This is a genomic window from Caballeronia concitans, assembly GCF_001544615.1.
Lineage (GTDB): Bacteria > Pseudomonadota > Gammaproteobacteria > Burkholderiales > Burkholderiaceae > Caballeronia > Caballeronia concitans.
The window spans coordinates 503,531-525,969 of the sequence record NZ_FCNV02000001.1 but is presented as its reverse complement, the minus strand read 5'-3'; the positions used below and the strand labels follow the sequence as shown (position 1 = coordinate 525,969).

The 22,439-nt window shown below is 63.3% G+C and carries 25 protein-coding genes and 1 tRNA gene; 20 read left to right on the top strand and 6 right to left on the bottom strand.

Translation table 11 applies throughout. From position 1 onward, the window contains the following. Positions 1–39: 39 nt before the first annotated feature. The 11 genes from kdsD (at position 40) to AWB72_RS02490 (ending at position 9,558) form a co-directional block, all read left to right on the top strand. Positions 40–1,023: an arabinose 5-phosphate isomerase KdsD gene (gene kdsD, locus AWB72_RS02540; protein WP_040053034.1), complete on the top strand. Its 984-nt coding sequence runs from the start codon at positions 40–42 to the stop codon at positions 1,021–1,023. Then, positions 1,023–1,562: a KdsC family phosphatase gene (locus tag AWB72_RS02535; RefSeq protein WP_040053035.1), complete on the top strand. Its 540-nt coding sequence runs from the start codon at positions 1,023–1,025 to the stop codon at positions 1,560–1,562. Before kdsD ends, AWB72_RS02535 begins: the two co-directional genes overlap by 1 nt. A gap of 4 nt (positions 1,563–1,566) precedes the next feature. After that, on the top strand, positions 1,567–2,169 hold the full coding sequence (gene lptC, locus AWB72_RS02530) for an LPS export ABC transporter periplasmic protein LptC (protein WP_040053036.1): 603 nt from the start codon (positions 1,567–1,569) through the stop codon (positions 2,167–2,169). Between the two features lie 35 nt (positions 2,170–2,204). Further along, positions 2,205–2,912, top strand: coding sequence for a lipopolysaccharide transport periplasmic protein LptA (gene lptA / locus AWB72_RS02525; protein WP_040053037.1), 708 nt, complete (start codon positions 2,205–2,207; stop codon positions 2,910–2,912). Beyond that, positions 2,909–3,691: an LPS export ABC transporter ATP-binding protein gene (lptB, locus tag AWB72_RS02520; protein ID WP_040053038.1), complete on the top strand. Its 783-nt coding sequence runs from the start codon at positions 2,909–2,911 to the stop codon at positions 3,689–3,691. Before lptA ends, lptB begins: the two co-directional genes overlap by 4 nt. A 160-nt stretch (positions 3,692–3,851) precedes the next feature. Continuing rightward, positions 3,852–5,369 carry an RNA polymerase factor sigma-54 gene (locus AWB72_RS02515; protein WP_040053039.1) on the top strand — a complete coding sequence of 506 codons (1,518 nt, stop codon included), beginning with the start codon at positions 3,852–3,854 and terminating at the stop codon, positions 5,367–5,369. Between the two features lie 184 nt (positions 5,370–5,553). Next, complete coding sequence (hpf, locus tag AWB72_RS02510) at positions 5,554–5,916, top strand: ribosome hibernation-promoting factor, HPF/YfiA family (protein ID WP_040053040.1); 363 nt, start codon at positions 5,554–5,556, stop codon at positions 5,914–5,916. A 408-nt stretch (positions 5,917–6,324) separates the two neighbouring features. Then, positions 6,325–6,780 carry a PTS IIA-like nitrogen regulatory protein PtsN gene (ptsN, locus tag AWB72_RS02505; protein ID WP_040053256.1) on the top strand — a complete coding sequence of 152 codons (456 nt, stop codon included), beginning with the start codon at positions 6,325–6,327 and terminating at the stop codon, positions 6,778–6,780. Between the two features lie 184 nt (positions 6,781–6,964). Then, entirely contained in the window at positions 6,965–7,933 is a 969-nt protein-coding gene (gene hprK, locus AWB72_RS02500; protein WP_008351692.1) for an HPr(Ser) kinase/phosphatase, read from the top strand. 60 nt (positions 7,934–7,993) lie between these two features. Continuing rightward, entirely contained in the window at positions 7,994–8,890 is an 897-nt protein-coding gene (gene rapZ / locus AWB72_RS02495) for an RNase adapter RapZ (protein ID WP_040053041.1), read from the top strand. Between the two features lie 35 nt (positions 8,891–8,925). After that, positions 8,926–9,558, top strand: a complete 633-nt coding sequence (locus AWB72_RS02490) for an LON peptidase substrate-binding domain-containing protein (RefSeq protein ID WP_040053042.1) — start codon at positions 8,926–8,928, stop codon at positions 9,556–9,558. A 3-nt stretch (positions 9,559–9,561) separates the two neighbouring features. Here AWB72_RS02490 and mutY read toward each other — a convergent pair whose 3' ends face one another. Both mutY and mutM read right to left on the bottom strand, forming a co-directional pair. Next, complete coding sequence (gene mutY, locus AWB72_RS02485; protein WP_040053043.1) at positions 9,562–10,623, bottom strand: A/G-specific adenine glycosylase; 1,062 nt, start codon at positions 10,621–10,623, stop codon at positions 9,562–9,564. Between the two features lie 4 nt (positions 10,624–10,627). Beyond that, complete coding sequence (gene mutM / locus AWB72_RS02480; protein ID WP_040053044.1) at positions 10,628–11,458, bottom strand: bifunctional DNA-formamidopyrimidine glycosylase/DNA-(apurinic or apyrimidinic site) lyase; 831 nt, start codon at positions 11,456–11,458, stop codon at positions 10,628–10,630. 86 nt (positions 11,459–11,544) lie between these two features. Here mutM and AWB72_RS02475 point away from each other — a divergent pair, with 86 nt between their 5' ends. The 8 genes from AWB72_RS02475 to hisC all read left to right on the top strand — a co-directional run bounded on the left by AWB72_RS02475 (position 11,545) and on the right by hisC (position 18,671). After that, positions 11,545–13,401 (top strand): tetratricopeptide repeat protein, encoded by a 1,857-nt coding sequence (locus AWB72_RS02475; protein ID WP_040053045.1) that lies wholly within the window; start codon positions 11,545–11,547, stop codon positions 13,399–13,401. After that, a complete protein-coding gene (lolB, locus tag AWB72_RS02470) occupies positions 13,401–14,036 on the top strand; it encodes a lipoprotein insertase outer membrane protein LolB (RefSeq protein ID WP_040053046.1) in 636 nt (211 codons plus the stop codon). The genes AWB72_RS02475 and lolB overlap by 1 nt, the downstream gene beginning before the upstream one ends. 21 nt (positions 14,037–14,057) lie before the next feature. Next, on the top strand, positions 14,058–14,936 hold the full coding sequence (gene ispE, locus AWB72_RS02465; RefSeq protein ID WP_040053047.1) for a 4-(cytidine 5'-diphospho)-2-C-methyl-D-erythritol kinase: 879 nt from the start codon (positions 14,058–14,060) through the stop codon (positions 14,934–14,936). Positions 14,937–14,991: 55 nt separating this feature from the next. Then, positions 14,992–15,068, top strand: a tRNA-Gln gene (locus AWB72_RS02460). A 48-nt stretch (positions 15,069–15,116) separates the two neighbouring features. After that, positions 15,117–16,070 carry a ribose-phosphate pyrophosphokinase gene (locus AWB72_RS02455; protein WP_040053048.1) on the top strand — a complete coding sequence of 318 codons (954 nt, stop codon included), beginning with the start codon at positions 15,117–15,119 and terminating at the stop codon, positions 16,068–16,070. A 149-nt stretch (positions 16,071–16,219) separates the two neighbouring features. Then, positions 16,220–16,834, top strand: coding sequence for a 50S ribosomal protein L25/general stress protein Ctc (locus tag AWB72_RS02450; RefSeq protein ID WP_040053049.1), 615 nt, complete (start codon positions 16,220–16,222; stop codon positions 16,832–16,834). Positions 16,835–16,979: 145 nt separating this feature from the next. Continuing rightward, a complete protein-coding gene (gene pth / locus AWB72_RS02445) occupies positions 16,980–17,582 on the top strand; it encodes an aminoacyl-tRNA hydrolase (protein ID WP_040053050.1) in 603 nt (200 codons plus the stop codon). 21 nt (positions 17,583–17,603) lie between these two features. Then, the gene (hisC, locus tag AWB72_RS02440) at positions 17,604–18,671 is read left to right on the top strand and encodes a histidinol-phosphate transaminase (RefSeq protein ID WP_040053051.1); all 1,068 of its coding nucleotides are present in this window, start codon (positions 17,604–17,606) and stop codon (positions 18,669–18,671) included. Between the two features lie 13 nt (positions 18,672–18,684). Here the strand turns inward: hisC and AWB72_RS02435 are convergent, their stop codons facing one another. The 4 genes from AWB72_RS02435 to rsmD all read right to left on the bottom strand — a co-directional run bounded on the left by AWB72_RS02435 (position 18,685) and on the right by rsmD (position 20,954). Then, positions 18,685–18,942 carry a YfhL family 4Fe-4S dicluster ferredoxin gene (locus tag AWB72_RS02435; RefSeq protein WP_040053052.1) on the bottom strand — a complete coding sequence of 86 codons (258 nt, stop codon included), beginning with the start codon at positions 18,940–18,942 and terminating at the stop codon, positions 18,685–18,687. 78 nt (positions 18,943–19,020) lie between these two features. Then, entirely contained in the window at positions 19,021–19,584 is a 564-nt protein-coding gene (locus AWB72_RS02430; RefSeq protein ID WP_040053053.1) for an MASE1 domain-containing protein, read from the bottom strand. A 104-nt stretch (positions 19,585–19,688) separates the two neighbouring features. Then, the gene (gene coaD / locus AWB72_RS02425; protein ID WP_040053054.1) at positions 19,689–20,195 is read right to left on the bottom strand and encodes a pantetheine-phosphate adenylyltransferase; all 507 of its coding nucleotides are present in this window, start codon (positions 20,193–20,195) and stop codon (positions 19,689–19,691) included. Between the two features lie 123 nt (positions 20,196–20,318). After that, positions 20,319–20,954, bottom strand: coding sequence for a 16S rRNA (guanine(966)-N(2))-methyltransferase RsmD (gene rsmD, locus AWB72_RS02420; RefSeq protein WP_040053257.1), 636 nt, complete (start codon positions 20,952–20,954; stop codon positions 20,319–20,321). Positions 20,955–21,179: 225 nt separating this feature from the next. On the opposite strand from rsmD, the gene ftsY reads away from it, so the two are divergent. Then, positions 21,180–22,406, top strand: coding sequence for a signal recognition particle-docking protein FtsY (gene ftsY / locus AWB72_RS02415; protein ID WP_040053055.1), 1,227 nt, complete (start codon positions 21,180–21,182; stop codon positions 22,404–22,406). Positions 22,407–22,439: the final 33 nt, after the last annotated feature.

Sequence of the window (22,439 nt, the reverse complement as noted above, 5' to 3'; positions counted from 1 at the left end):
TGCGGCGCGGCGAAGAAACGCCTTTGGTATACTCCGCGAATGATAGCGAAAATCAATGGCGACCGGGCACTGGCGCTGGCTCGCAACGTAATCCAGATCGAAGCCGACGCTGTTCGCGGGCTTTCAGACCTTCTCGACCACCATTTCACGAACGCAGTCGAAGTGCTGCTCGGCTGCCGCGGACGCGTGGTCGTGTCCGGCATCGGCAAGTCGGGGCACGTCGCGCGCAAGTTCGCCGCGACGCTCGCCAGCACGGGCACGCCCGCGTTCTTCGTGCATCCGGCCGAAGCGAGCCACGGCGACCTCGGCATGGTCACCGCCGACGACATCTTCATCGCGCTCTCCAATTCGGGCGAAACCGAAGAGCTCGTCGCCATTTTGCCGCTCATCAAGCGCCTCGGCGCGAAACTCATCGCCATTACGGGACGGCCGGAATCGAGCCTCGCGCAACTGGCGGACATGCATCTCAACGCGCGCGTCGAAAAGGAAGCGTGCCCGCTGAATCTCGCGCCCACGGCCAGCACGACCGCCGCGATGGCGCTCGGCGACGCGCTCGCGGTCGCCGTGCTCGACGCACGCGGCTTCGGCCCCGACGACTTCGCGCGCTCGCATCCGGGCGGCGCGCTCGGCCGGCGGCTTCTGACCTACGTGCGCGACGTGATGCGCGTCGGCGACGAAGTGCCCGTCGTGCCGCTGGAAGCAACCGTATCGGATGCGCTCTTCCAGATCACCGACAAGCGCATGGGCATGACGGCCGTGGTCAACGAGAATCGTCATGTCGAAGGCATTTTCACCGATGGCGACCTGCGCCGCATCCTGCAACGCGACGGCGACTTCCGTTCGCTCAAGCTCGCCGACGTGATGACGCGCAATCCGCGCACGATCGGCCCCGATCATCTCGCCGTCGAGGCCGTGGAACTGATGGAGCGTTATCGCATCAATCAGATGCTGGTCGTCGACGCGAACGCGACGCTGATCGGCGCACTGAACATGCACGACCTCTTCTCCAAGAAGGTAATTTGATGACGCAGAAGCCTTCCCCCGGCACCGAGCGCGCGAGCCGCATCAGGCTCATGGCGTTCGATATCGACGGCGTCTTCACCGACGGCAGCCTGTATTTCACCGCCGACGGCGACACGATGAAGTCGTTCAATTCGCTCGACGGCTACGGCCTCAAGCAACTGGAGCGCATCGGCGTGCAGACGGCGATCATCACCGGGCGGCAGTCGGGCATCGTCGCGGCGCGCGCGAAGGAACTGGGCATCACGCATCTGTATCAGGGCGTCGAAGACAAGACGGTCGCGCTGGAGGAACTGCTCGCGAAGACCGGCATTTCGGCAGCCGAAGCCGGCTACATGGGCGACGACTGGCCCGACCTCGCCGTGATGAGCCGCTGCGGCTTCGCGGCGGCGCCAGCGAACGCGCATGGCGAAGTCATCCAGCGCGTGCATTTCGTCGCGGCGGCGCGCGGCGGACACGGCGCGGTGCGCGAAGTCTGCGACGCCATCCTGCGCGCGCAAGGCCGCTACGACGCGGCGCTCGCCGCCGCGCTCGGAGCCTGACGCGATGCCGCAGACCCGACGCCTGACCTCGCTCGTGCCGCTTCTCGCGATGGCGGCGCTCGCGGGCATCACCTACTGGCTGCTGCAGGCAACGCTGCCTTCCGCGCCCGAGGCGCCGGAGCAGCCGAAGCGCCATACGCCCGACTATTTCGCGGACAACTTTTCCGTCTCCGAACTCGATACGACCGGCACCACGCAATATCGCCTGACGGCGAAATCGATGCTCCATTACGAGGACGACGAAAACAGCGACCTGACGCTGCCGGCCATGCGCATGTTCCAGCCGCAGAAGCCGACCGTGACGGCCACCGCCGAGCGCGGCACGGTGAACGGCGACGTATCCATCGTCGATCTGTATGACAATGCGCGCATTCTCCGCGCCGCCGGTTTCGGCGATCCGCAGATGCAGGCGGATTCGCAGCATTTTCGCGTGCTGGTGAACGACGATGTCATCGAAACGGAAAAGCCGGTTAAACTTCAGCGCGGTCCGTCGGTGATCACCGCCAACGGCATGAACTACAACAACGTCACCCGGGAAATGAAGCTCTTCGGTAACGTGCGCGGCGCCATCGCCGCCTCGGATATCAACGGCGGCGCTTCTAAGTAACGCGATCCCGGGCAATCCATCCGAACTGTGACTGCATGAATCAAAGCTTCCCTCGTCCCGATGGCGGCCCCGTGCGCGCAACGCTCGCGCATCGCGCTGACCGCGCCAAGCGGGTGATGCGAGCCGCGCTGTCCGCCGCCGTCGCCGCGTTCGTCGCGCTGCCCCTCGCGGGCTTCGCGCCCGCCGCCCACGCCGAAAAGGCCGACCGCGACAAGCCGCTCAACATCGAAGCGGACAACATGTCCTACGACGATCTCAACCAGAAGAACGTCTTCACCGGCCACGTCGTCGCGACGAAAGGCACGATCATCATCAAGGCCGATCGCGTCGAAGTGACGCAAGATCCGCAGGGCTATCAGTACGCGACGGGCACGTCGACCGGCAACACGCTTTCGTATTTCCGCCAGAAGCGCGACAACGTCAACGAGTACATCGAAGGCAACGCCGTGCGTATCGACTACGACGGCAAGAACGATTTCACGAAGCTCACGACGCGCGCGGTCGTGCGCCGCCTGCAGGGGCTGACCACGGTTCAGGACGAAGTGCGCGGCAGCGTCATCACGTATGACGGCCAGAAGGACTTCTACACCGCATCGGCGGGCAAGGACGTCGCGAGCCCCGGCAATCCGTCCGGCCGCGTGCGCGCGATGCTCGCGCCGCGCTCGGGCGGCGCCGCGCCGCTGAACGGGTCGCCCGCCACCCTCGCACCGTCGAACACCATTCAAGGAACGCCGCAGCAGTGAACGCCTCCGCCACGCCTCAAGCCAAGCCGGACGGCAAGTCGAGCTCGCTCGTCGTCCGCAATCTGAAGAAGCGTTACGGCTCGCGCACGGTGGTCAAGGACGTGTCGCTCGACGTGAAAAGCGGCGAAGTCGTCGGTCTGCTCGGCCCGAACGGCGCGGGCAAGACGACATCGTTCTATATGATCGTCGGCCTCGTGCCGCTCGATGCCGGCGAAATCGATCTCGACGGCAAGTCCATCAGCCTGCTGCCTATCCATCAACGCGCGCACCTCGGTTTGTCGTATCTGCCGCAGGAAGCGTCCGTGTTCAGGAAGCTGACCGTCGAGCAGAACATCCGCGCGGTGCTCGAATTGCAGACGGACGCGGCGGGCAAGCGGCTGTCGAAGGACGTCATCGCCGAGCGTGCGGAAGCATTGCTCGACGAACTCCAGATTGCGCATCTGCGTGAAAATCCGGCGCTTTCGCTGTCGGGCGGCGAGCGGCGGCGCGTGGAAATCGCGCGCGCGCTCGCGACGAATCCGAGCTTCATTCTGCTCGACGAGCCGTTCGCGGGCGTCGATCCGATCGCCGTGCTGGAAATTCAGAAGATCGTGAAGTTTCTGAAGCAGCGCAACATCGGCGTGCTGATCACGGATCACAACGTGCGCGAGACGCTCGGCATCTGCGACCACGCTTACATCATCAGCGACGGCAGCGTGCTCGCGGCCGGCGCGCCCAACGAAATCATCGAGAACGAAAGCGTCCGGCGCGTCTATCTCGGCGAACACTTCCGCATGTGACACCCGCCTGAACGATGCGAACTAGCGACCGATTACCGCGTCGCATCGAAGGAAAACAGCAAAACTTACGTGCCGCCCTTCGAGGCGGCACGCGCTTTTTTGGATTCGCTGCGAGGTTTCGCGCGCGTGGCAAACTCTCTACAATGAATAAAACTTTGCCATGAAAGCCAGCCTCCAACTCCGCCTATCGCAGCATCTTGCGCTGACCCCGCAACTGCAACAGTCCATCCGGCTGCTGCAGTTGTCGACGCTCGAATTGCAGCAGGAAGTGGCAATGGCCGTCGCGCAAAATCCGCTGCTCGAGAACGAAGACGACTGGATCGCGAGTCCGCTGCGCGTCGCCGCGGACGGTTCGCTCATCACTTCCCCCGCTTCGGGCAACGCCGCGCCCGAGCCGATGATGAGCAACGGCTCCAGTTCGAGTTCGTCGAGCTCCGAGCGTTCGGAGAACAGCGAGCCGCAGGGCGTCGACGAATACAACGGCATGAGTTCGGACGGCGGCGCGGATTCCAGCTCGTGGAATCTCGAAGACTACGGCCGCTCGAACAACGCCTCCGACGACGACGATCTCCCGCCGCTGCAAATCCACGAATCCACGACCACGCTGCGCGATCACCTGACCGCGCAACTTCGCATGACGCAGGCGAATCAGCGTGATCGCGCGCTCATCACGTTTCTGATCGAATCGCTCGACGAAGATGGGTATCTGACCGCGTCGCTCGATGAAATCCAGGCGGATTTGCCGGACGAGCTCGAAGTCGATGTCGACGAACTCAGCGCGGCACTCGCCTTGCTGCAGAGCTTCGACCCGCCGGGCGTGGGCGGGCGATCGGCGTCGGAATGCCTGAAGCTGCAGTTGCTGCGGCTCGATGCCTCACCCACGCGCACGCTGGCGCTGGAAATCGTCACGAATCATCTGGAACTGCTCGCCGCGCGCGACTTCACGCGTCTGCGCAAGCAGTTGAAGGCCAGCGACGACGCGCTGCGGGACGCGCATTCGCTGATCAAGTCGCTGGAGCCGTTTCCGGGCGCCGCGTACGGCAAGAGCGAAGCGGATTACGTGGTGCCGGATATCCTCGTGCGCAAGACCACGGGCGGATGGACGGCGGAGTTGAATCCGGAAATCGTGCCGAAGCTTCGGATCAACCATTTGTACGCGAACATCTTGCGCAACAATCGCGGCGATCCGGGCAGCGGTTCGCTGCGTCAACAGCTCCAGGAAGCGCGCTGGCTGATCAAGAATATTCAGCAACGTTTCGAGACGATTCTTCGCGTGGCGCAAGCAATCGTGGAGCGTCAGAAGAACTTTTTCGCACATGGCGAAATCGCCATGCGCCCCTTGGTTTTGAGGGAGATTGCTGATACGCTGGGCTTGCACGAATCGACGGTTTCGCGTGTGACGACCGGGAAGTACATGCTCACTCCCTTCGGGACGCTTGAATTTAAGTACTTCTTTGGATCGCACGTTTCAACCGACACAGGAGGCGCGGCGTCGTCCACGGCGATCCGTGCCCTCATCAAGCAACTGATAGGAGCGGAAGATCCCAAAACTCCTCTTTCAGACAGCCGCATCGCCGAACTGCTGGCGGAACAGGGTTTCGTGGTTGCGCGGCGCACCGTTGCCAAATACCGCGAAGCGCTGCGAATCCCCGCAGTGAATCTGCGCAAGTCTCTTTGATCCCGTCTCTGTGATCCGCCGCATGTCGTGGCGGATTTTTACCGGCCGTATCGCGCGAGCGAGTACGAGCCGGCCGCGCGGCCCGCTCCTTGCGCTTCTTCAGACAAGCACACGGAACGGGCGCCCGCCGACCGGTATCGGGCAAGCCGCCGTGGTTCAACGGCCATTAGCTTGGAGAGCAACTATGAATCTGAAGATCAGTGGACACCACCTCGAATTGACGCCTGCGTTGCGCGAGTTTGTGATCACGAAGCTGGACAGGGTCCTCCGTCATTTCGATCAAGTGATGGATGGCAACGTTGTCCTCTCGGTCGACACTCATAGTAGGGAAAAGGAAAAGCGCAACAAGGCGGAAATCAATCTTCACCTGAAGGGTAAGGACATCTTCATCGAGAGTTGTGACGCTGATATGTACGCGGCGATCGACCTGATGGTCGACAAGCTGGATCGGCAGGTCATCCGGCACAAGGACAAAATTCAGGGCCACGCCCACGAATCCGTGAAGTATCGCGAAGAGGTTCACCAGACCGAAGCGCCGTCGCCCTGAGGCTGACGAAGACAAACCCGTGCGAATCTGACTAGCGCAAAACCGGCGAGCGCGCCTTGAATGGCGGCTCGATTCGAAGAGTTCCTCGAATCCGGCGATGCCGCCTCAGACAGGCACCCGAAGGAAGCCGCCAATCGGCGGCTTTTTTGTTGCACTTTTCACGGTGGCGTGGCACAAAGCCTTGATTCTTTGTGCTTTGTGCTGCACATTTCATTGCAGTGACACGCTCATGGCGCGCCGCACCATCGCGCTTTGGCCTGTTCTATAATGGCCCGGTTATTATGGGGTCGCCGAACAGCAACGCTGCAGGGAACGCCGCAAGCGCATCTTCCGTTTCACCATCGCCGTGAGCGCTTTCAGACAGCAGCCACGATGAGGAGCTATCAGGCCACGCATCAGCCTGCCAACATGAATCGTTTAGCCAAATTTCTTCCCATCGAGAACGTCGTTCTCGGACTGTCCGTTACCAGCAAGAAACGTGTATTCGAGCAAGCGGGCCTGATTTTCGAGAACCAGAACGGCATCGCCCGCAGCACCGTTACCGACAACCTCTTCGCTCGCGAACGCCTCGGCTCGACCGGCCTCGGCGAAGGCGTCGCCATTCCGCACGGCCGGATCAAGGGGCTGAAGCAGCCGCTCGCCGCCTTCGTGCGCCTGGCCGAACCGGTCGCGTTCGAATCGCCGGACGGTCAGCCCGTCTCGTTGCTGATCTTCCTGCTCGTGCCCGAACAGGCCACGCAGCAGCATCTCGAAATTCTCTCGGAGATCGCGCAACTGCTCTCCGACAGCGAGGCGCGCGAGCGTCTGAACAAAGAAGAAAACCGTGAGGCGCTTTATCAAGTCCTCACGCAGTGGCAACCGTAATCGCCGCATCGATCCCGGCAAACCGCCTTCCGGCGCGTCGCGCGCCGCTCGAGGCGTAACGGTCGTCTCGCGCAGGCGGTGCTTCTGCGGCACAATCGGTCAAAAGCAGCGCCATGCGGCGAATCGAAGCAAACCGCTCCGACACGCGAAGGCTGCTCCCGGCTTCCAACGGAGTTCCGGCCTCATGGATACGTCCAGCATCAACGCCCAAAGCATTTTCGACGACAACGCCGCCGCTCTGAAGCTCAGCTGGCTCACGGGGCATGAAGGCTGGGAACGGGGCTTTTCGAGCGAGACGGTCGCGAACGCGACATCCAGCGCCGATCTCGTCGGCCATTTGAACCTGATTCACCCGAACCGCATTCAGGTGCTCGGCGACGCCGAGATCAACTACTACCAGCGCCAGTCCGACGAAGACCGCTCGCGTCACATGGCCGAGCTGATCGCGCTCGAGCCGCCGTTTCTCGTCGTCGCGGGCGAAGTGGGCGCGCCGCCCGAGCTCGTGCTTCGCTGCACGCGATCGTCGACGCCGCTCTTCACCACGCGCATGTCGGCGGCGGCGGTCATCGACAGCCTGCGCGCGTACATGTCGCGCATTCTCGCGCCGCGCGCGACGCTGCACGGCGTGTTCATCGACATTCTCGGCATGGGTGTGCTGCTCACCGGCGATTCCGGTCTCGGCAAGAGCGAACTCGGCCTGGAACTCATCAGCCGCGGCCACGGTCTCGTTGCGGACGACGCCGTGGATTTCGTGCGCCTCGGCCCGGACTTCGTCGAAGGACGCTGTCCGCCGCTGTTGCAGAATCTGCTGGAAGTGCGCGGCCTCGGCCTGCTCGACATCAAGACGATCTTCGGCGAAACCGCCGTGCGCCGGAAGATGAAGCTCAAGCTGATCGTGCAGCTCGTGCGCCGCCCCGACGGCGAATTCCAGCGGCTTCCGCTGGAAAGCCAGACGGTCGATGTGCTCGGCCTGCCGATCAGCAAAGTGACCATTCAAGTGGCGGCGGGCCGCAACCTCGCGGTGCTGGTCGAAGCGGCCGTGCGCAATACGATCCTGCAGCTGCGCGGCATCGATACCTTGCGGGATTTCATGGATCGCCAGCGGCTCGCGATGCAGGACCCGGATAGCCAGTTTCCCGGCAAATTGATCTGAGGCCCGCGCCCGATTCGGATCATATGCCGGTGCTAAGATAAAGCGAACGAGCACATTCCCATGCGTATCATCCTGATCACCGGCATTTCCGGCTCCGGCAAGTCCGTGGCGCTCAACGCGCTGGAAGACGGCGGCTACTACTGCGTCGACAACCTGCCTCCGCGCTTTTTGCCCGAACTCGCCGCCTATCTCGCGAGCGAAGGACAGCAACGGCTCGCCGTCGCGATCGACGCCCGTTCGAGCCTTTCGCTCGACGAAGTGCCCGCGATCATCGGCAGCCTCGCGCGCGCCTACGACCTGCGCGTGCTGTTCCTCAACGCCAGCACGCAGTCCCTCATTCAACGCTTTTCGGAAACGCGCCGCCGCCATCCGCTGTCCGGCCCGCCGGTGCATGACGCGAGCGTCGGCGTGCTGAATTCGCTGGGCGAAGCCATCGAGCGCGAACGCGAACTCGTCGCGGGGCTCGCCGAATACGGCCATCAGATCGACACCAGCAACCTGCGCGCGAACGTGCTGCGCGCGTGGGTGAAGCGCTTCGTCGAAACGGACGCCGCCGATCTCACGCTGATGTTCGAATCGTTCGGATTCAAGCGCGGCGTGCCGCTCGACGCCGATCTCGTCTTCGACGTGCGCACGCTGCCGAATCCGTACTACGACCGCGAGTTGCGCCCGTTCACCGGACTCGATCAGCCGATCATCGATTATTTGTCGGCGCAGCCCTTGGTCGGCGAGATGATCGACGATATCGGCGGGTTCGTCGGCAAATGGTTGCCGCGTTTTCGCGACGACAACCGCAGCTATCTGACGGTCGCGATCGGCTGCACGGGCGGGCAGCATCGTTCGGTGTACATCGCAGAGGCGCTCGCCGCGCGCTTTCGCGAAGAGGCAAACGTGATCGTGCGGCATCGTGATGCGCCCATCCCCGTGGATGACAGCGCGACCCACACGCGAACCTGATCGCCGCGCCGGCGATCCACCCCTGGAGGGGCGCGATGTCTTCGAATCCCGTTCTAGCCGATCTGCCGCTGTTCCCGCTTCACACCGTGCTGTTTCCCGGCGGCATGCTGCCGCTCAAGATTTTCGAGGCGCGCTATCTCGACATGGCGCGAGCGTGCCTGCGCGAAGGCACGCCGTTCGGCGTGTGCCTGCTGAAGAGCGGACATGAAGTCGCGTCTCCGGGCGATCCTTCGGTGCCCGAAAGCGTCGGCTGTCTCGCGGAAATCACCGAATGCGATGTCGATACCTTCGGCCTCTTGCTCGTGCAGGCGCGCGGCACGGAGCGCTTCCGGCTGCTTTCGCATCGCGTGGAGCCGAGCAATCTGCTGGTCGGCACGGCGGAGTTATACGGGGAAGACCGGCCGCTGCAAGGCGCCGAAGTGCTCGCGAAGTTCGGCGCGTGCGCGGAAGTGCTGGAGCGCATCATCGAGACGATCAAGGCGCGCGAGCCGCAGAACCTTCCGTTCGTCGAGCCGTTCCTGTTCGACGATCCGACGTGGGTCTCCAACCGTCTCGCTGAAATCCTGCCGATTCCCATGCGCGCCCGTCAGAAGCTGATGGAACTGCTCGATGCCGGCGCGCGCATCGACGTGGTGCATCACTACATGCAGCATCATCAGCTGTTGTAGCGCTCAAATCAGCGAGCCGGTCAGCGCGTCCAGCAGCTTGCGCACGGGCGCGGGCACGCCGAACGAATCGATGCGCGACAGCGGCGCCCACACGGTGCCGGCATCCATCGCCTCCTGCGGCGCGCCGCGCGCCTGCCCCAGGCGAGGTTCGATCTCCAGCTTGAAGTGCGTGAACGTGTGCGACAAAGGGGCGAGGCGTTCCAGATGCGCTTCGCCGCCAAGGTTGTGCGCAACCGCCGCCAGCGCCGCTTCGTCGGGCGCTTCGGGCAGACTCCACAAGCCGCCCCAGATGCCCGTCGGCGGCCGTTTTTCGAGCAGGATCGAGTCGCCGTCCTTCAGCACGAGCATCCACGTCTTGCGCGTCGGCACGGCTTTCTTCGGACGCGCCGCCGGCAATTCGCGCTGCCGACCTTCGACATTCGCGACGCAATCCGGTGCGAACGGACAACGCGCGCAATCCGGCTTGCCGCGCACGCAGAGCGTCGCGCCGAGGTCCATCAGGCCTTGCGTGTAGGCGGTGACGTCGGCCTTGTCGGCGGCGTCGGGCAACAGCGATTCCGCCAGCGTCCACATCGCGTTCTCCACGCGCTTCTCGCCCGGAAAACCCTCGACGCCGAACACGCGCGCGAGCACGCGCTTCACGTTGCCGTCGAGAATCGTGGCGCGCGCGCCGAATGCGAACGACGCGATCGCCGCCGCCGTCGACCGGCCGATGCCCGGCAGTTCCGCGAGTTCGTCGACGGTCTGCGGAAACGCGCCGCCATGCTCGTACGCGACGGCCTGCGCGCAGCGATGCAGATTGCGCGCGCGCGAGTAATAGCCGAGGCCGGCCCATAGCGCCATGACATCGTCGATGGGCGCGTCGGCGAGCATCGTCACGGTCGGAAAGCGTTCCAGAAAGCGCGCGTAGTACGGAATGACCGTCGAGACCTGCGTCTGCTGCAGCATGATTTCCGAAAGCCAGATGCGATACGCGTCGCGCGTGTTTTGCCACGGCAGGTCGTGACGGCCGTGAATGCGTTGCCACGCGATCAGGCGGCTGGAGAAATCTTTGAGTGCGAGCATGGGATTAGCGTTGACAGCGCGGACAGAAGTACGTCGACCGCTGTCCTTGAACGATTTGCCTGATCGCCGTCCCGCAGACGTGGCACGGCAGACCCGCGCGATCATAGACGAAATAGTCGAGCTGGAAGTAACCCGACTCGCCGTTGCTGCCGACGAAATCGCGCAGCGTGCTGCCGCCCTTTTCGATGGCCGCGGCGAGCGTCGCGCGCACCGCGTCCGCGAGCAGGTCATAACGCACGAGCGAGATGCGCCCGGCGGCGGTCGTCGGCCGGATGCCCGCGCGAAAGAGGCTCTCGGACGCATAAATGTTCCCGACGCCCACGACGATATCGCCCGCGAGCAGCGCCTGTTTCACCGACACCTTGCGCCCGCGCGTCGCACGAAACAGCAGCGCGCCCGAGAATTCCGGCGAGAACGGCTCGACGCCGAGACTCGCGAGCAGCGGATGATTCAGCACGTCGCCGTCGCCGCGCGGGTGCCAGAGAATCGCCCCGAAGCGGCGCGGATCGCGAAAGCGAAGAATAAAGTCGTCGAAAATCAGATCGACGTGATCATGCTTCGCGGCATCCGGCGGGCGCGGCACGTTGCGCAACACGCGCAGCGTGCCGGTCATGCCGAGATGGACGATAAGCCACCCTTCCGCCGTTTCGAACAGCAAATACTTGCCGCGCCGCTCGACCCTGTCGATTTTCAGATGCCCGAGCGTCTTCGCGAGATGCGCCGGAATAGGCCAGCGCAGCGCCGGCGTGCGCACGTCGACATGTTCGACGCGCCTTCCCGCCACGTAGGGTTCGATTCCCCTGCGGGTGACTTCCACTTCCGGCAGTTCTGGCATTTTTCCTGGAGAGAGACTTGCTGGGGCGAGTGTGCCGGTATTTTAGCCACCGCGTTACAATCGACCGAAACATCGTCTGGATTTCCATGAACTCGTTCGTCATGAAGCTGTTTACGAAGCGTCAGACCGGCTTGACGCAATCGTTCGCCATGCCAATGTCGCGCGTTGCCGGTGCCGTGGCGCTTGCCATGGCCGCACTCGCGTTTGCGCCCGCCTACGCGCAGGCGCCGGCCGCCACGCCTGTTCCGACCGACGACGATTCCGCCGCCGCATCCGCCGCCGACGCCATCACCGCGCCGGTGAGCGGCGCCGAGCAGCAAGACCTGCCGAATGTCGCGATGTCCAGCCAGATCGTGTTCCAGGTCCTGGCGGCGGAAGTCGCGCTGCAGCGCGGCCAGCCCGCGCCCGCTTATCAGACGTATCTCTCGCTCGCCCGCGACACGCACGATCCGCGCTTCGCCCAGCGTGCGACGGAAATCGCCATCGCCGCGCAAAGCCCGAACGATGCGCTCACGTCCGCGCAACTCTGGCAGCAGTTCGCGCCGCATTCGGAACGCGCGGCGCAGCTAAGCGCTTCGCTTTTGATCGTGTCAGGCAAGCCCGACGACGCGAAGCCGACGCTCGAACGCGAACTCGCCAAGGTTGCGCCGGAACAGCGCGGCGAAGCGATTCTCTCGCTGCAGAGCTTGCTCGCGCGCGGGCCGAACCGCGTCGGCGGGCTGAACGTGCTGAAGGACCTCACCGCGAACGATCAGGATCGCCCGGAAGCGCAGCTCGCGCTCGCGCGTCAGCAATTGCTCGCGGACGATCAGCCGGGCGCGAAGGCATCGCTCGAAAAGGCGCTTCAGCTTCGTCCGGACTATCTGCCCGCTGCGCTGACGCTTGCCCGCATGGGGCCGCAGGAACGCGCCGAGGGCATCGCTTCGTTCGAAAAGTATCTCGACAAGAATCCGAAATCGCATGACGCGCGGCTCGCGCTGGCCCAGTTGTATCTGTCGTCCGACAGGCTCGACGACGCGCAGAAGCAGTTCGAGATCATGCGCAAGAACGATTCGAAAGACCTGACGCCGTTGATGGCGCTCGCGCTCATCAACATACAGAAGAAGCAGTTCGACAAGGCGAAGGACTATCTGAACCAGTACGCGAAGGCGGCGGAAAACTCGCCGAACGGCGATCCGGGCCAGGCGTACATCTATCTCGCGCAACTGTCGCTGGAACAGAAGGACGAAGCGACCGCGAGCCAGTGGCTCGACAAGATTCCGCGCACGAGCCAGCAGTATTTGCCCGCGCAGGTCACGCGCGCGCAATTGCTCGCGAAGCAAGGCAAGGTGGATGAAGCGCGCGTGCTGATCGGCAGCCTGCAAAGCTCGGATCCGCGCGATCTGGCGCTGCTCGCCCGCACCGATTCGGCGATTCTTTTCGAGGCGCACCGCTACAAGGAAGCCGAGGAGAATCTCGCGAAGGCGGTCGCCGCATTCCCCGATGATCCCGACCTCGTCTACGACTACGCGATGGCCGCCGAAAAGAACGGCCACTTCGACGTGATGGAAACGCAGTTGCGCACGCTGATGCGCACGCAGCCGACCAATCCGCAGGCGTTCAACGCGCTCGGCTATTCGCTGGTCGATCGCAATCAGCGCCTCGACGAAGCCGTGCAATTGATCGAGAAGGCCGTGGCGCTCGCGCCGAACGACGCGTTCATCATGGACAGTCTCGGCTGGGCACGCTTCCGTCAGGGCAATTCGGCCGAGGCCGAGAAGATTCTCAAGAATGCTTATAACCTTCAGCCGAACGCGGAAATCGGCGCGCACCTCGGCGAAGTGCAGTGGAAGTCCGGGCAGCAGGATCAGGCGCGCGCGACGTGGCGTCAGGCGCAGAAGCTCGAACCCGATAACGATACGCTCGTCAAAACGCTCAAACGACTTCAGGTAAACGATCTTTGATGGCATTCGATTTCATCGCCGGCGCGCGCGGCCGCCTCGTTCGCCGCAGCGCGCTCGGCTTCGCGGCGGCTGCCGCGTTTGTGTTGTCCGGCTGCGCGGTGCAGCCGCGCGTTCCGAATACGTCGGCTGCATCGACTTCACTGTCGACGCAAACGAGCCGTGCTTATCACGGCCGCTTCGCGGTTCAGTACAACGATCAGAACGGCGTGCAGCGCAACGCCTACGGCAACTTCGACTGGCAGGAAACGGGCGACACCGTCACGCTCCAGTTGCGCAATCCGCTCGGGCAGACAATGGCGATCGTGACATCGTCGCCGTCGCTTGCCACGCTCGAGCTGCCGAATCGTCAGCCGGTCAATGCGGAGAACGTGTCGGATCTGATGCAGAACACGCTCGGCTTCGCGTTGCCGGTCGAAGGCTTGCGGTACTGGCTGCAACCTTCGGCCGCGCCGAGTTCGCGCGCAGAGACGACGCTGGACCCGGAATCGAATAATGGTCGTCCTAAGGAAATCAGACAGGACGGCTGGACAATCGACTATCTGGCCTATGCCGATGCGCCTGCCGTGGGCGTCAAGCGCCTGAACCTGACGCGCAACGAACCGCCGCTCGACATCAAGCTCGTGCTCGACCAATAACGCCTTATTGCCGCTTTCTGCATGTCCTCCACCGATTCGATCCGCGACTGCCTCGCGCCCGCGAAGCTGAACCTGTTCCTCCACATCACGGGCCGCCGTCCGGATGGCTATCACGCGCTGCAGACCGTGTTCCAGTTGCTCGATTGGGGCGACGTGCTGCATTTCACGCGCCGCGACGATGGCATCGTCACGCGCGTTACGGACGTCCCCGGCGTGGCGCAGGACGACGATCTCGTCGTGCGGGCCGCGCGATTGCTTCAGCAGCACACGGGCAGCCGCTACGGTGTGCAGATCGAGATCGACAAGCGTTTGCCGATGGGCGCAGGGCTTGGCGGAGGCAGTTCCGACGCTGCGACCACTCTTTTGGCGTTGAATCGTCTATGGGGAGTTGACCTTTCGCGTGAAACTCTGCAGAATCTCGCCCTGCAACTCGGCGCGGACGTGCCGTTTTTTGTCTTCGGGCAAAATGCATTTGCGGAAGGAGTAGGTGAAGCGCTTCAGGCGGTGGAATTGCCGAAACGTTTCTTCCTGGTAGTCACTCCCAACGTTCACGTTCCGACCGCAGCGATTTTTTCGGAAAAGGCCTTGACAAGGGACACCGAAGTCGTCAAAATAACGGACTTTCTTGCACAGCAAAGGTCAGACACAAACTGGCCAGACAGCTTCGGTCGAAACGACATGCAGGCTGTAGTTGCAGGAAAGTATGCGGAAGTTGCTAAGGTGCTCGAGTGGTTTTCCAATCTCGCACCAGCGCGAATGACAGGGTCCGGAGCAAGCGTGTTTGCTGCTTTCCCCAGCCGAGCCGAAGCAGAGATGGCGCAAGCCAAGCTGCCGGCAAGCTGGAAAAGCGTGGTAACAGGCAGTCTGGATTCTCATCCTCTCTTCGCTTTCGCGTCATAGGTTTTGTTTTGTCGGGTATGTCCTACACTTCCCGGCAAGATTCAAAGTTAAGTGTAGGGGAGTCGCCAAGTTGGTCAAGGCACCGGATTTTGATTCCGGCATGCGAGGGTTCGAGTCCTTCCTCCCCTGCCATTCTTTCTCTAGCATTTCCTCTCGCCTCCAGCCGCAGACAGGTGCACGATGAGCAGTGACGGCCTGATGGTTTTTACTGGCAACGCAAATCCCGCGCTTGCACAGGAAGTCGTCAAAATCCTTGGAATTCCTCTCGGCAAAGCGATGGTCAGCCGTTTCTCCGACGGCGAGATCATGGTCGAGATTCAGGAAAACGTTCGAGGCAAGGACGTATTCGTTCTGCAGTCCACCTGCGCACCGACGAACGATAACCTGATGGAACTGATGATCATGGTCGATGCGCTCAAGCGCGCATCCGCAGGCCGGATCACCGCAGCTATCCCCTACTTCGGTTATGCGCGTCAGGATCGCCGTCCGCGTTCCGCGCGAGTGGCCATCTCGGCGAAGGTCGTGGCGAACATGCTGGAAATCGCCGGCGTCGATCGTGTCATCACGATGGACCTTCACGCCGACCAGATTCAAGGCTTCTTCGACATCCCCGTCGACAACATCTACGCTACTCCGGTTCTTCTCGGCGACCTGCGCAAGCAGAACCACGATCACCTGCTGGTCGTGTCGCCGGACGTCGGCGGTGTGGTGCGCGCGCGTGCGCTCGCCAAGCAGATGAACACGGATCTCGCGATCATCGACAAGCGCCGTCCCAAGGCGAATGTCGCTGAGGTGATGAACGTCATCGGTGAAGTCGAAGGCCGCACCTGCGTCATCATGGACGACATGGTCGATACCGCCGGCACGCTCTGCAAGGCAGCGCAAGTGCTGAAGGATCGCGGTGCGAAGCAGGTTTTCGCGTACGCAACGCACCCGGTTCTCTCGGGCGGCGCGGCGGAGCGCATCACGGCTTCGCAGCTCGATGAGCTCGTCGTGACCGACACCATCCCGCTGTCTGCGGAATCGCTCGCGTGCCCGAAGATTCGGCCGCTGTCGAGCGCGGGCCTGCTCGCGGAGACGTTTTCCCGCATCCGGCGCGGCGACTCGGTCATGTCGCTCTTCGCCGAAGGCTAAAAGAATTGGCAAGGAACGCGAGGCTCGAGCTTCGCGTTTTTGCTTGATCGGCGCGAACGGACGAAGGTTCGCGCCGTTTGTTATGGGGATCAGACATTTCAATGATCCCGGTTTCCCTGCCTGGTCGCGGGCAGATAGAGGAGTCGAATATGAAAGTCGTCGCTTTCGAGCGTAGCAAGCAAGGTACGGGTGCGAGCCGCCGCCTGCGTAACTCGGGCAAGACCCCGGGTATCGTGTACGGTGGTGCTTCGGACGTTCAACTGGTCGAACTGGACCACAACGCCCTGTGGCATGCCCTGAAGAAGGAAGTTTTTCATTCGTCGATTCTCGACCTGGAAGTCGCCGGCAGCTCGCAACAAGTTCTGCTGCGCGATGTGCAATATCACCCGTTCAAGCAGCTCGTGCTGCACGTGGACTTCCAGCGCGTCGACGCGACGAAGAAGCTGCACACCAAGGTGCCGCTGCACTTCATGAATCAAGAGACGAATCCGGCCGTGAAGCTCGCGGGCGCGGTCATCTCGCACGTCGCGACGGAACTGGAAGTGGAATGCCTGCCGGGCGATCTGCCTGAGTTCCTCGAAATCGATCTGGCCAAGATCGAAGCGGGCCAGACGATGCACGCGAAGGACATCGTGCTGCCGAAGGGCGTCGCGCTGACCGCGCACGTCGAGGCGGAAAACCCGGTGGTGGCATCGGCGACCGTTCCGGCTGCGAAGCAGTCCGACGCGGCTGCTGACGCGACTGGCGAAACGCCGGCTGCCTGAGTGCCTGCACGAGCGGCTTTGTAAGCACGCTGTAGTATCCTCTCGATCCGTTCCTCGAACGGTCGAAGCGACCCGCCGGTGTGCAAGCCCCGGCGGGTTTTTTTCGCACTAAACGAAGCGGGCTCGCGGCTCGCGATGATTCGACATGATCAAGCTGATCGTCGGCCTCGGCAATCCGGGCGCCGAATACACCGCGACGCGTCACAACGCGGGCTTCTGGTTCATCGACCAACTGGCGCGCGACGCCGGCGCCACGCTGCGCGACGAGCGGCGCTTTCACGGCCACTACGGCCGTGGCCGTCTGCACGGCCACGAAATTCATCTGCTGGAGCCGCAGACGTTCATGAACCGCTCGGGGCAATCGGTCGTCGCGGTGGCGCAGTTCTTCAAGATTCTGCCGGACGAGATTCTCGTCGCGCATGACGAACTCGATCTTCCGCCCGGCACCGTCAAGATGAAGCTCGGCGGCGGCAGCGGCGGACATAACGGGCTGAAGGACATTTCCGCGCATCTGTCGTCGCAGCAATATTGGCGCTTGCGGATCGGCATCGGGCATCCGCGCGATTTGATTCCCGAAGGTGCGCGCGCGGGCGCGAAGCCCGATGTCGCGAATTTCGTGCTGAAGCCGCCGCGACGCGAGGAGCAGGATGTCATCGATCAGTCGATCGAGCGCGCGCTGGCCGTCATGCCTTTCGTCGTCGCGGGCGAGACCGAACGCGCGATGATGAACCTGCATCGCAATTCCTGATCACCGAACCTGGAGCCGACCGTGAGCCGTTTCTGGAGCGATATCGTTCACCGCCTGACGCCTTACGTGCCGGGCGAGCAGCCCGCGCTGGCGCATCCGATCAAGCTGAACACGAACGAGAACCCGTATCCGCCGTCGCCGCGCGTGGTCGATGCGATCCGCCGCGAACTCGGGGACGACGGCGCGTCGCTGCGGAAGTATCCGGACCCGACGGCGCGCGCGCTGCGCGAGGCGGTGGCGGCGCATCACGGTTTGCGCGTCGAACAGGTCTTTGCCGGCAACGGCTCCGACGAAGTGCTCGCGCACGCGTTCCAGGCGCTGCTGAAGCACGACGCGCCCATTCGCTTTCCGGATATCACGTACAGCTTTTATCCGGTGTACGCGAAGCTGTATGGCATCGAGTACGAGACGATTCCGCTCGATGACGATTTCGCCGTTCGCATCGACGGCTATCGCGCGCCGAACGGTGGCGTGCTGCTGCCGAATCCGAACGCGCCGACCGGCCGCGCATTGCCGCTCGCCGATATCGAAGCGCTGCTGAAGGCGAATCCCGATGCGCCCGTGATCATCGACGAGGCGTATGTCGATTTCGGCGCGGAATCGGCGGTGACGCTTGTGAACGCGTATCCGAATCTGCTGGTCGTGCAGACGACATCGAAAGCGCGCTCGCTCGCGGGCATGCGCGTGGGCTTCGCGTTCGGCGATGCCGCCTTGATCGACGCCCTCACGCGCGTGAAGGACAGCTTCAATTCGTATCCGCTCGATCGCCTCGCACAGGCGGCGGCGCTCGCGTCATACGAAGATCGGGCGTGGTTCGAGGCAAGCTGCGCGAAGGTGGTGGCAAGCCGCGAAAGGCTCGCCGCGCAGTTGCAGGGTTTGGGATTCGATGTGGTGCCGTCGGCAGCCAACTTCGTGTTCGCGAAGCATCCGGCCCACGATGCCGCCGCGCTCGCTGCCGCGCTCAAGAAGCAGGAGATTTTCGTGCGTCACTTCGCACTGCCGCGCGTCGGTCAGCATTTGCGCATTTCCATCGGCACGGACGCCGAATGCGATGCGCTCGTCGCGGCTTTGACGGCGCTTATCGGATAGTGCCGCGAAGCGCTTACGCGCCCTTCGCCGCCATCAGCGCGTGATACTTCGTCAGCAACTGCTCGGGCGTTTCGGCGTGCGCCGGGTCGCGCGGAATGCATTCCACCGGGCAAACCTGCTGGCACTGAGGCTCGTCGAAGTGGCCGACGCATTCGGTGCACTTGTTCGGATCGATGACATAGATATCCGTGCCCATCGAAATGGCGTCGTTCGGGCACTCGGGCTCGCAGACGTCGCAGTTGATGCACTCGTCGGTAATGATCAGGGACATGCTGCTACCGGCTTTCCGTTTAAAAACAAGAGATTATAACGCCGGCAGCATTTTCGCGGTGGCCGTGCGCCTGGAATGTCAGCGTTCGGACGCGTCCGTTCCGATTCGTCGCGACACCAGCGTCAGCACCAGTTTCGACGCATAAAGAACGATGAGCGCGCCGAGCAGATCGCCGATGAACATGAGGAAGAATCCTTCGACGAGATTCTGCGAATCTCCGCGCAACGCGAACCAGATGTGATGCAGCAGCGGGTTCGCGACGGAATACGCCACCGCGAGCAGAAGCAAGCGTCGCGGCGTGAGATTCGCGAGCGACGCCTTCAGGCCGAACCACTCTCGCGCGAGCCGATAAACGGCATACGGCGCGATCGTCGCGATTATTCCGCCAGCGAATGCGCGAATCGGATCGTGAGGAAAAAAGTAGAAGAAGTTGACGAGCCAGCTTGCCAGGAGCAGTCCGAGGGCGCCGTCGCCGCCTAACAGGAGCGTGCTGAGAAGCCTGACCCCCGACGGCAGATAGATCCAGTTGACGCCTCGCACGAACTCCGTATGCGTGAAGACCTCCTCATTGATCCAGAGGGACAACACGAACACGAGCGCGGTGCCGAGCACCAGGAGGACATGCGAGCGCAGATTAGACATGAGTGAAAACGTCGGCCACGCGTTGTTCGCCGGATTGCGTCACGGCCCCGGCTGGCAATCGGCGGCTGGCGAACCATCCGCCGCCGATCCCATGCCGCGCCGGGTCAGGGCGCCGCTGGATCCTTCTGCATGGCACCGGCGACTTTGTCCATCAGCCGCTTTTCCACCGACGGAAACACGAACTTGCTGACGTCGCCGCCGAGCTGCGCAATCTCGCGCACGATGGTGCCGGAAATGAACTGATACTGATCGGACGGCGTCATGAACATCGTCTCGACGTCGGGCAGCAGATAGCGGTTCATCCCAGCCATCTGGAACTCGTACTCGAAATCGGAGACGGCGCGCAGGCCGCGCACGATCACGCGCGCATTGTTCTTGCGCACGAAGTCCTTCAGAAGCCCGGTGAAGCTGCTCACCTGCACGTTCGGATAATGCCCGAGCACGTCATGCGCGATATCCAGACGCTCCTGCAGCGAGAAAAACGGCTTCTTCGCACGGCTGTCGGCCACGCCGACGACCAGCGTATCGAAAATGCTCGATGCGCGCCGCACGATGTCTTCATGCCCGCGCGTCAGCGGGTCGAACGTTCCCGGGTACACGGCGACAACCATGAGCTTCTCCTCTTCTATTTACCTTGGGCCGCTGGCTGCGGCCGTCATTCCCTCGTTTGCCCGTCCGAAGCAGGCAACCGCTGACGCAACCTACCCCGCGGCGCGCCAGATTGGGAAGGCGCATTATTCCTCATTTTGCCGACGCAGCAAATGATAGTGAACCGCGCCCGCCTTGCCTTCGCGTGCGAGCGTCCAGCCTGCCAGCGCATCGATGGCGTCCGGGTCGAGCGGATTGCCGCATTCCACGTAGATCGCGCCATCGGATGCGGCGAGCGGCGCGGCGAGTTCCAGCGCACGCGCGAGCAGCGCTTCGTCGCCGAAGGGCGGATCGAGGAAGATGACATCGAACGATCCCGGCGCGAGACCGGCCGCGAGCCGCAGCGCATCGGCCTCGGCTATCTCGATATTGCGCGCATCGAGCCGCGCCTGATTCGCCTTCAGTTGCGCGGCGGCGCGTCCGCTGCGCTCGACCATCAGCACACGCGACGCTCCGCGCGACGCCGCTTCGAACCCGAGCGCGCCGCTTCCGGCGAAGAGATCGAGACAGCGTTGTCCGTTCAAATCCTGGCCGAGCCAGTTGAACAGCGTCTCGCGCACGCGATCGGGCGTGGGGCGCAGGCCATCGAGATCGAGCACGGGCAGCGGCGTGCGTTTCCAGTTTCCGCCGATGATGCGGATCGTATGCGGCTTGCCGCCCCGCGACGGTGCGCGGTTCGAAGCGGCGGATGCGGGCGGGCGTGGTGCGGAAGAACGGGACATGAGAAGAATGATGAATTCGGCGCGCGCCGCCAGGAACAAGCCGGCAGCGCGTGAATGAGAGCCAGCATGGAAGCCAACGTTACCACAGGCGGATAGCGCACAAGCGCATCAGGCCACGCCTGATAAAATAGCCGGCTTCCATCTTCCTGCGCGGGCATCGCGCGCGGCGCTCGTCCGGGCGCACGCGGGGCCATCGAATGACGCGCGCTCCATCGCCACACATCCATGTTCAGCTTCTTCAAACGATTCAAAAAGCCGGCAGACGAGCCGCTCGACACGTCTGCCGAAGAAACGCCGGAAGCCGCCGAGGACGAAGAAGCGTCCCCGCCCGTCATCGAGGCGGAGCTGGACCGCGAGCCGGCCGTCGATGCCGCGATTCCAGCGGAAACGCCACCGCCCGCCGAACCTGAAGCCGAAGCCATCCCTGCGCCCGCAGCGGACGATGCGCCGAAGCCTTACTGGCAAGGCCGCACGCAGTCGCAATGGGTGCGCGGTCCCGAAACGGATGAGGCGAGCGAAGAGATCGTGCCGCCGCCGCTGCCGGACGCCGCCGCGAAGAAATCGTGGATGTCGCGGCTCCGGCACGGTTTGTCGAAGACGAGTTCGAGCCTGACGGGCATTTTCGTCGGCGCGAAGATCGACGAAGACCTGTACGAAGAGCTGGAAACCGCGCTCTTGATGTCCGATGCCGGCGTCGATGCCACCGAATTCCTGCTCGAATCGCTGCGCGAAAAGGTGCGCGCGGAGCGCCTGACAGACGCGTCGCAGGTGAAGGCGGCGTTGCGCGCGCTGCTCGTCGACCTGTTGCGTCCGCTCGAGAAGTCGCTGATGCTCGGCCGCGCGCAACCGCTCGTGATGATGATCGCGGGCGTGAACGGCGTCGGCAAGACGACGAGCATCGGCAAGCTGGCGAAGCATCTGCAGAGCTTCAATCAGTCGGTGCTGCTCGCCGCCGGCGACACGTTCCGCGCCGCCGCGCGCGAACAGCTGACGGTCTGGGGCGAGCGCAACAACGTGACGGTCATCGCGCAGGAAAGCGGCGATGCAGCCGCGGTCATTTTCGATGCCGTCGGCGCGGCGCGCGCACGCAAGATCGACGTGATGATGGCCGACACCGCCGGGCGCCTGCCGACGCAACTGCATCTGATGGAAGAGCTGCGCAAGGTGCGCCGCGTGATCGCGAAGGCGATGCCGGATGCGCCGCACGAAGTGCTGCTCGTCATCGACGCGAACACGGGGCAAAACGCGCTCGCGCAAGTGAAGGCGTTCGACGACGCGCTCGGCCTCACGGGTCTCATCGTGACCAAGCTCGACGGCACGGCGAAGGGCGGCATTCTCGCGGCCATCGCGAGGCAGCGGCCGATTCCGGTGTACTTCATCGGCGTGGGTGAGAAAGTCGAGGACCTGCAACCGTTCAGCGCCGAGGAATTCGCCGACGCGCTGCTCGGCTAGCAAGCAAACTAAAAGGGCGTCGTGCAGACGCCC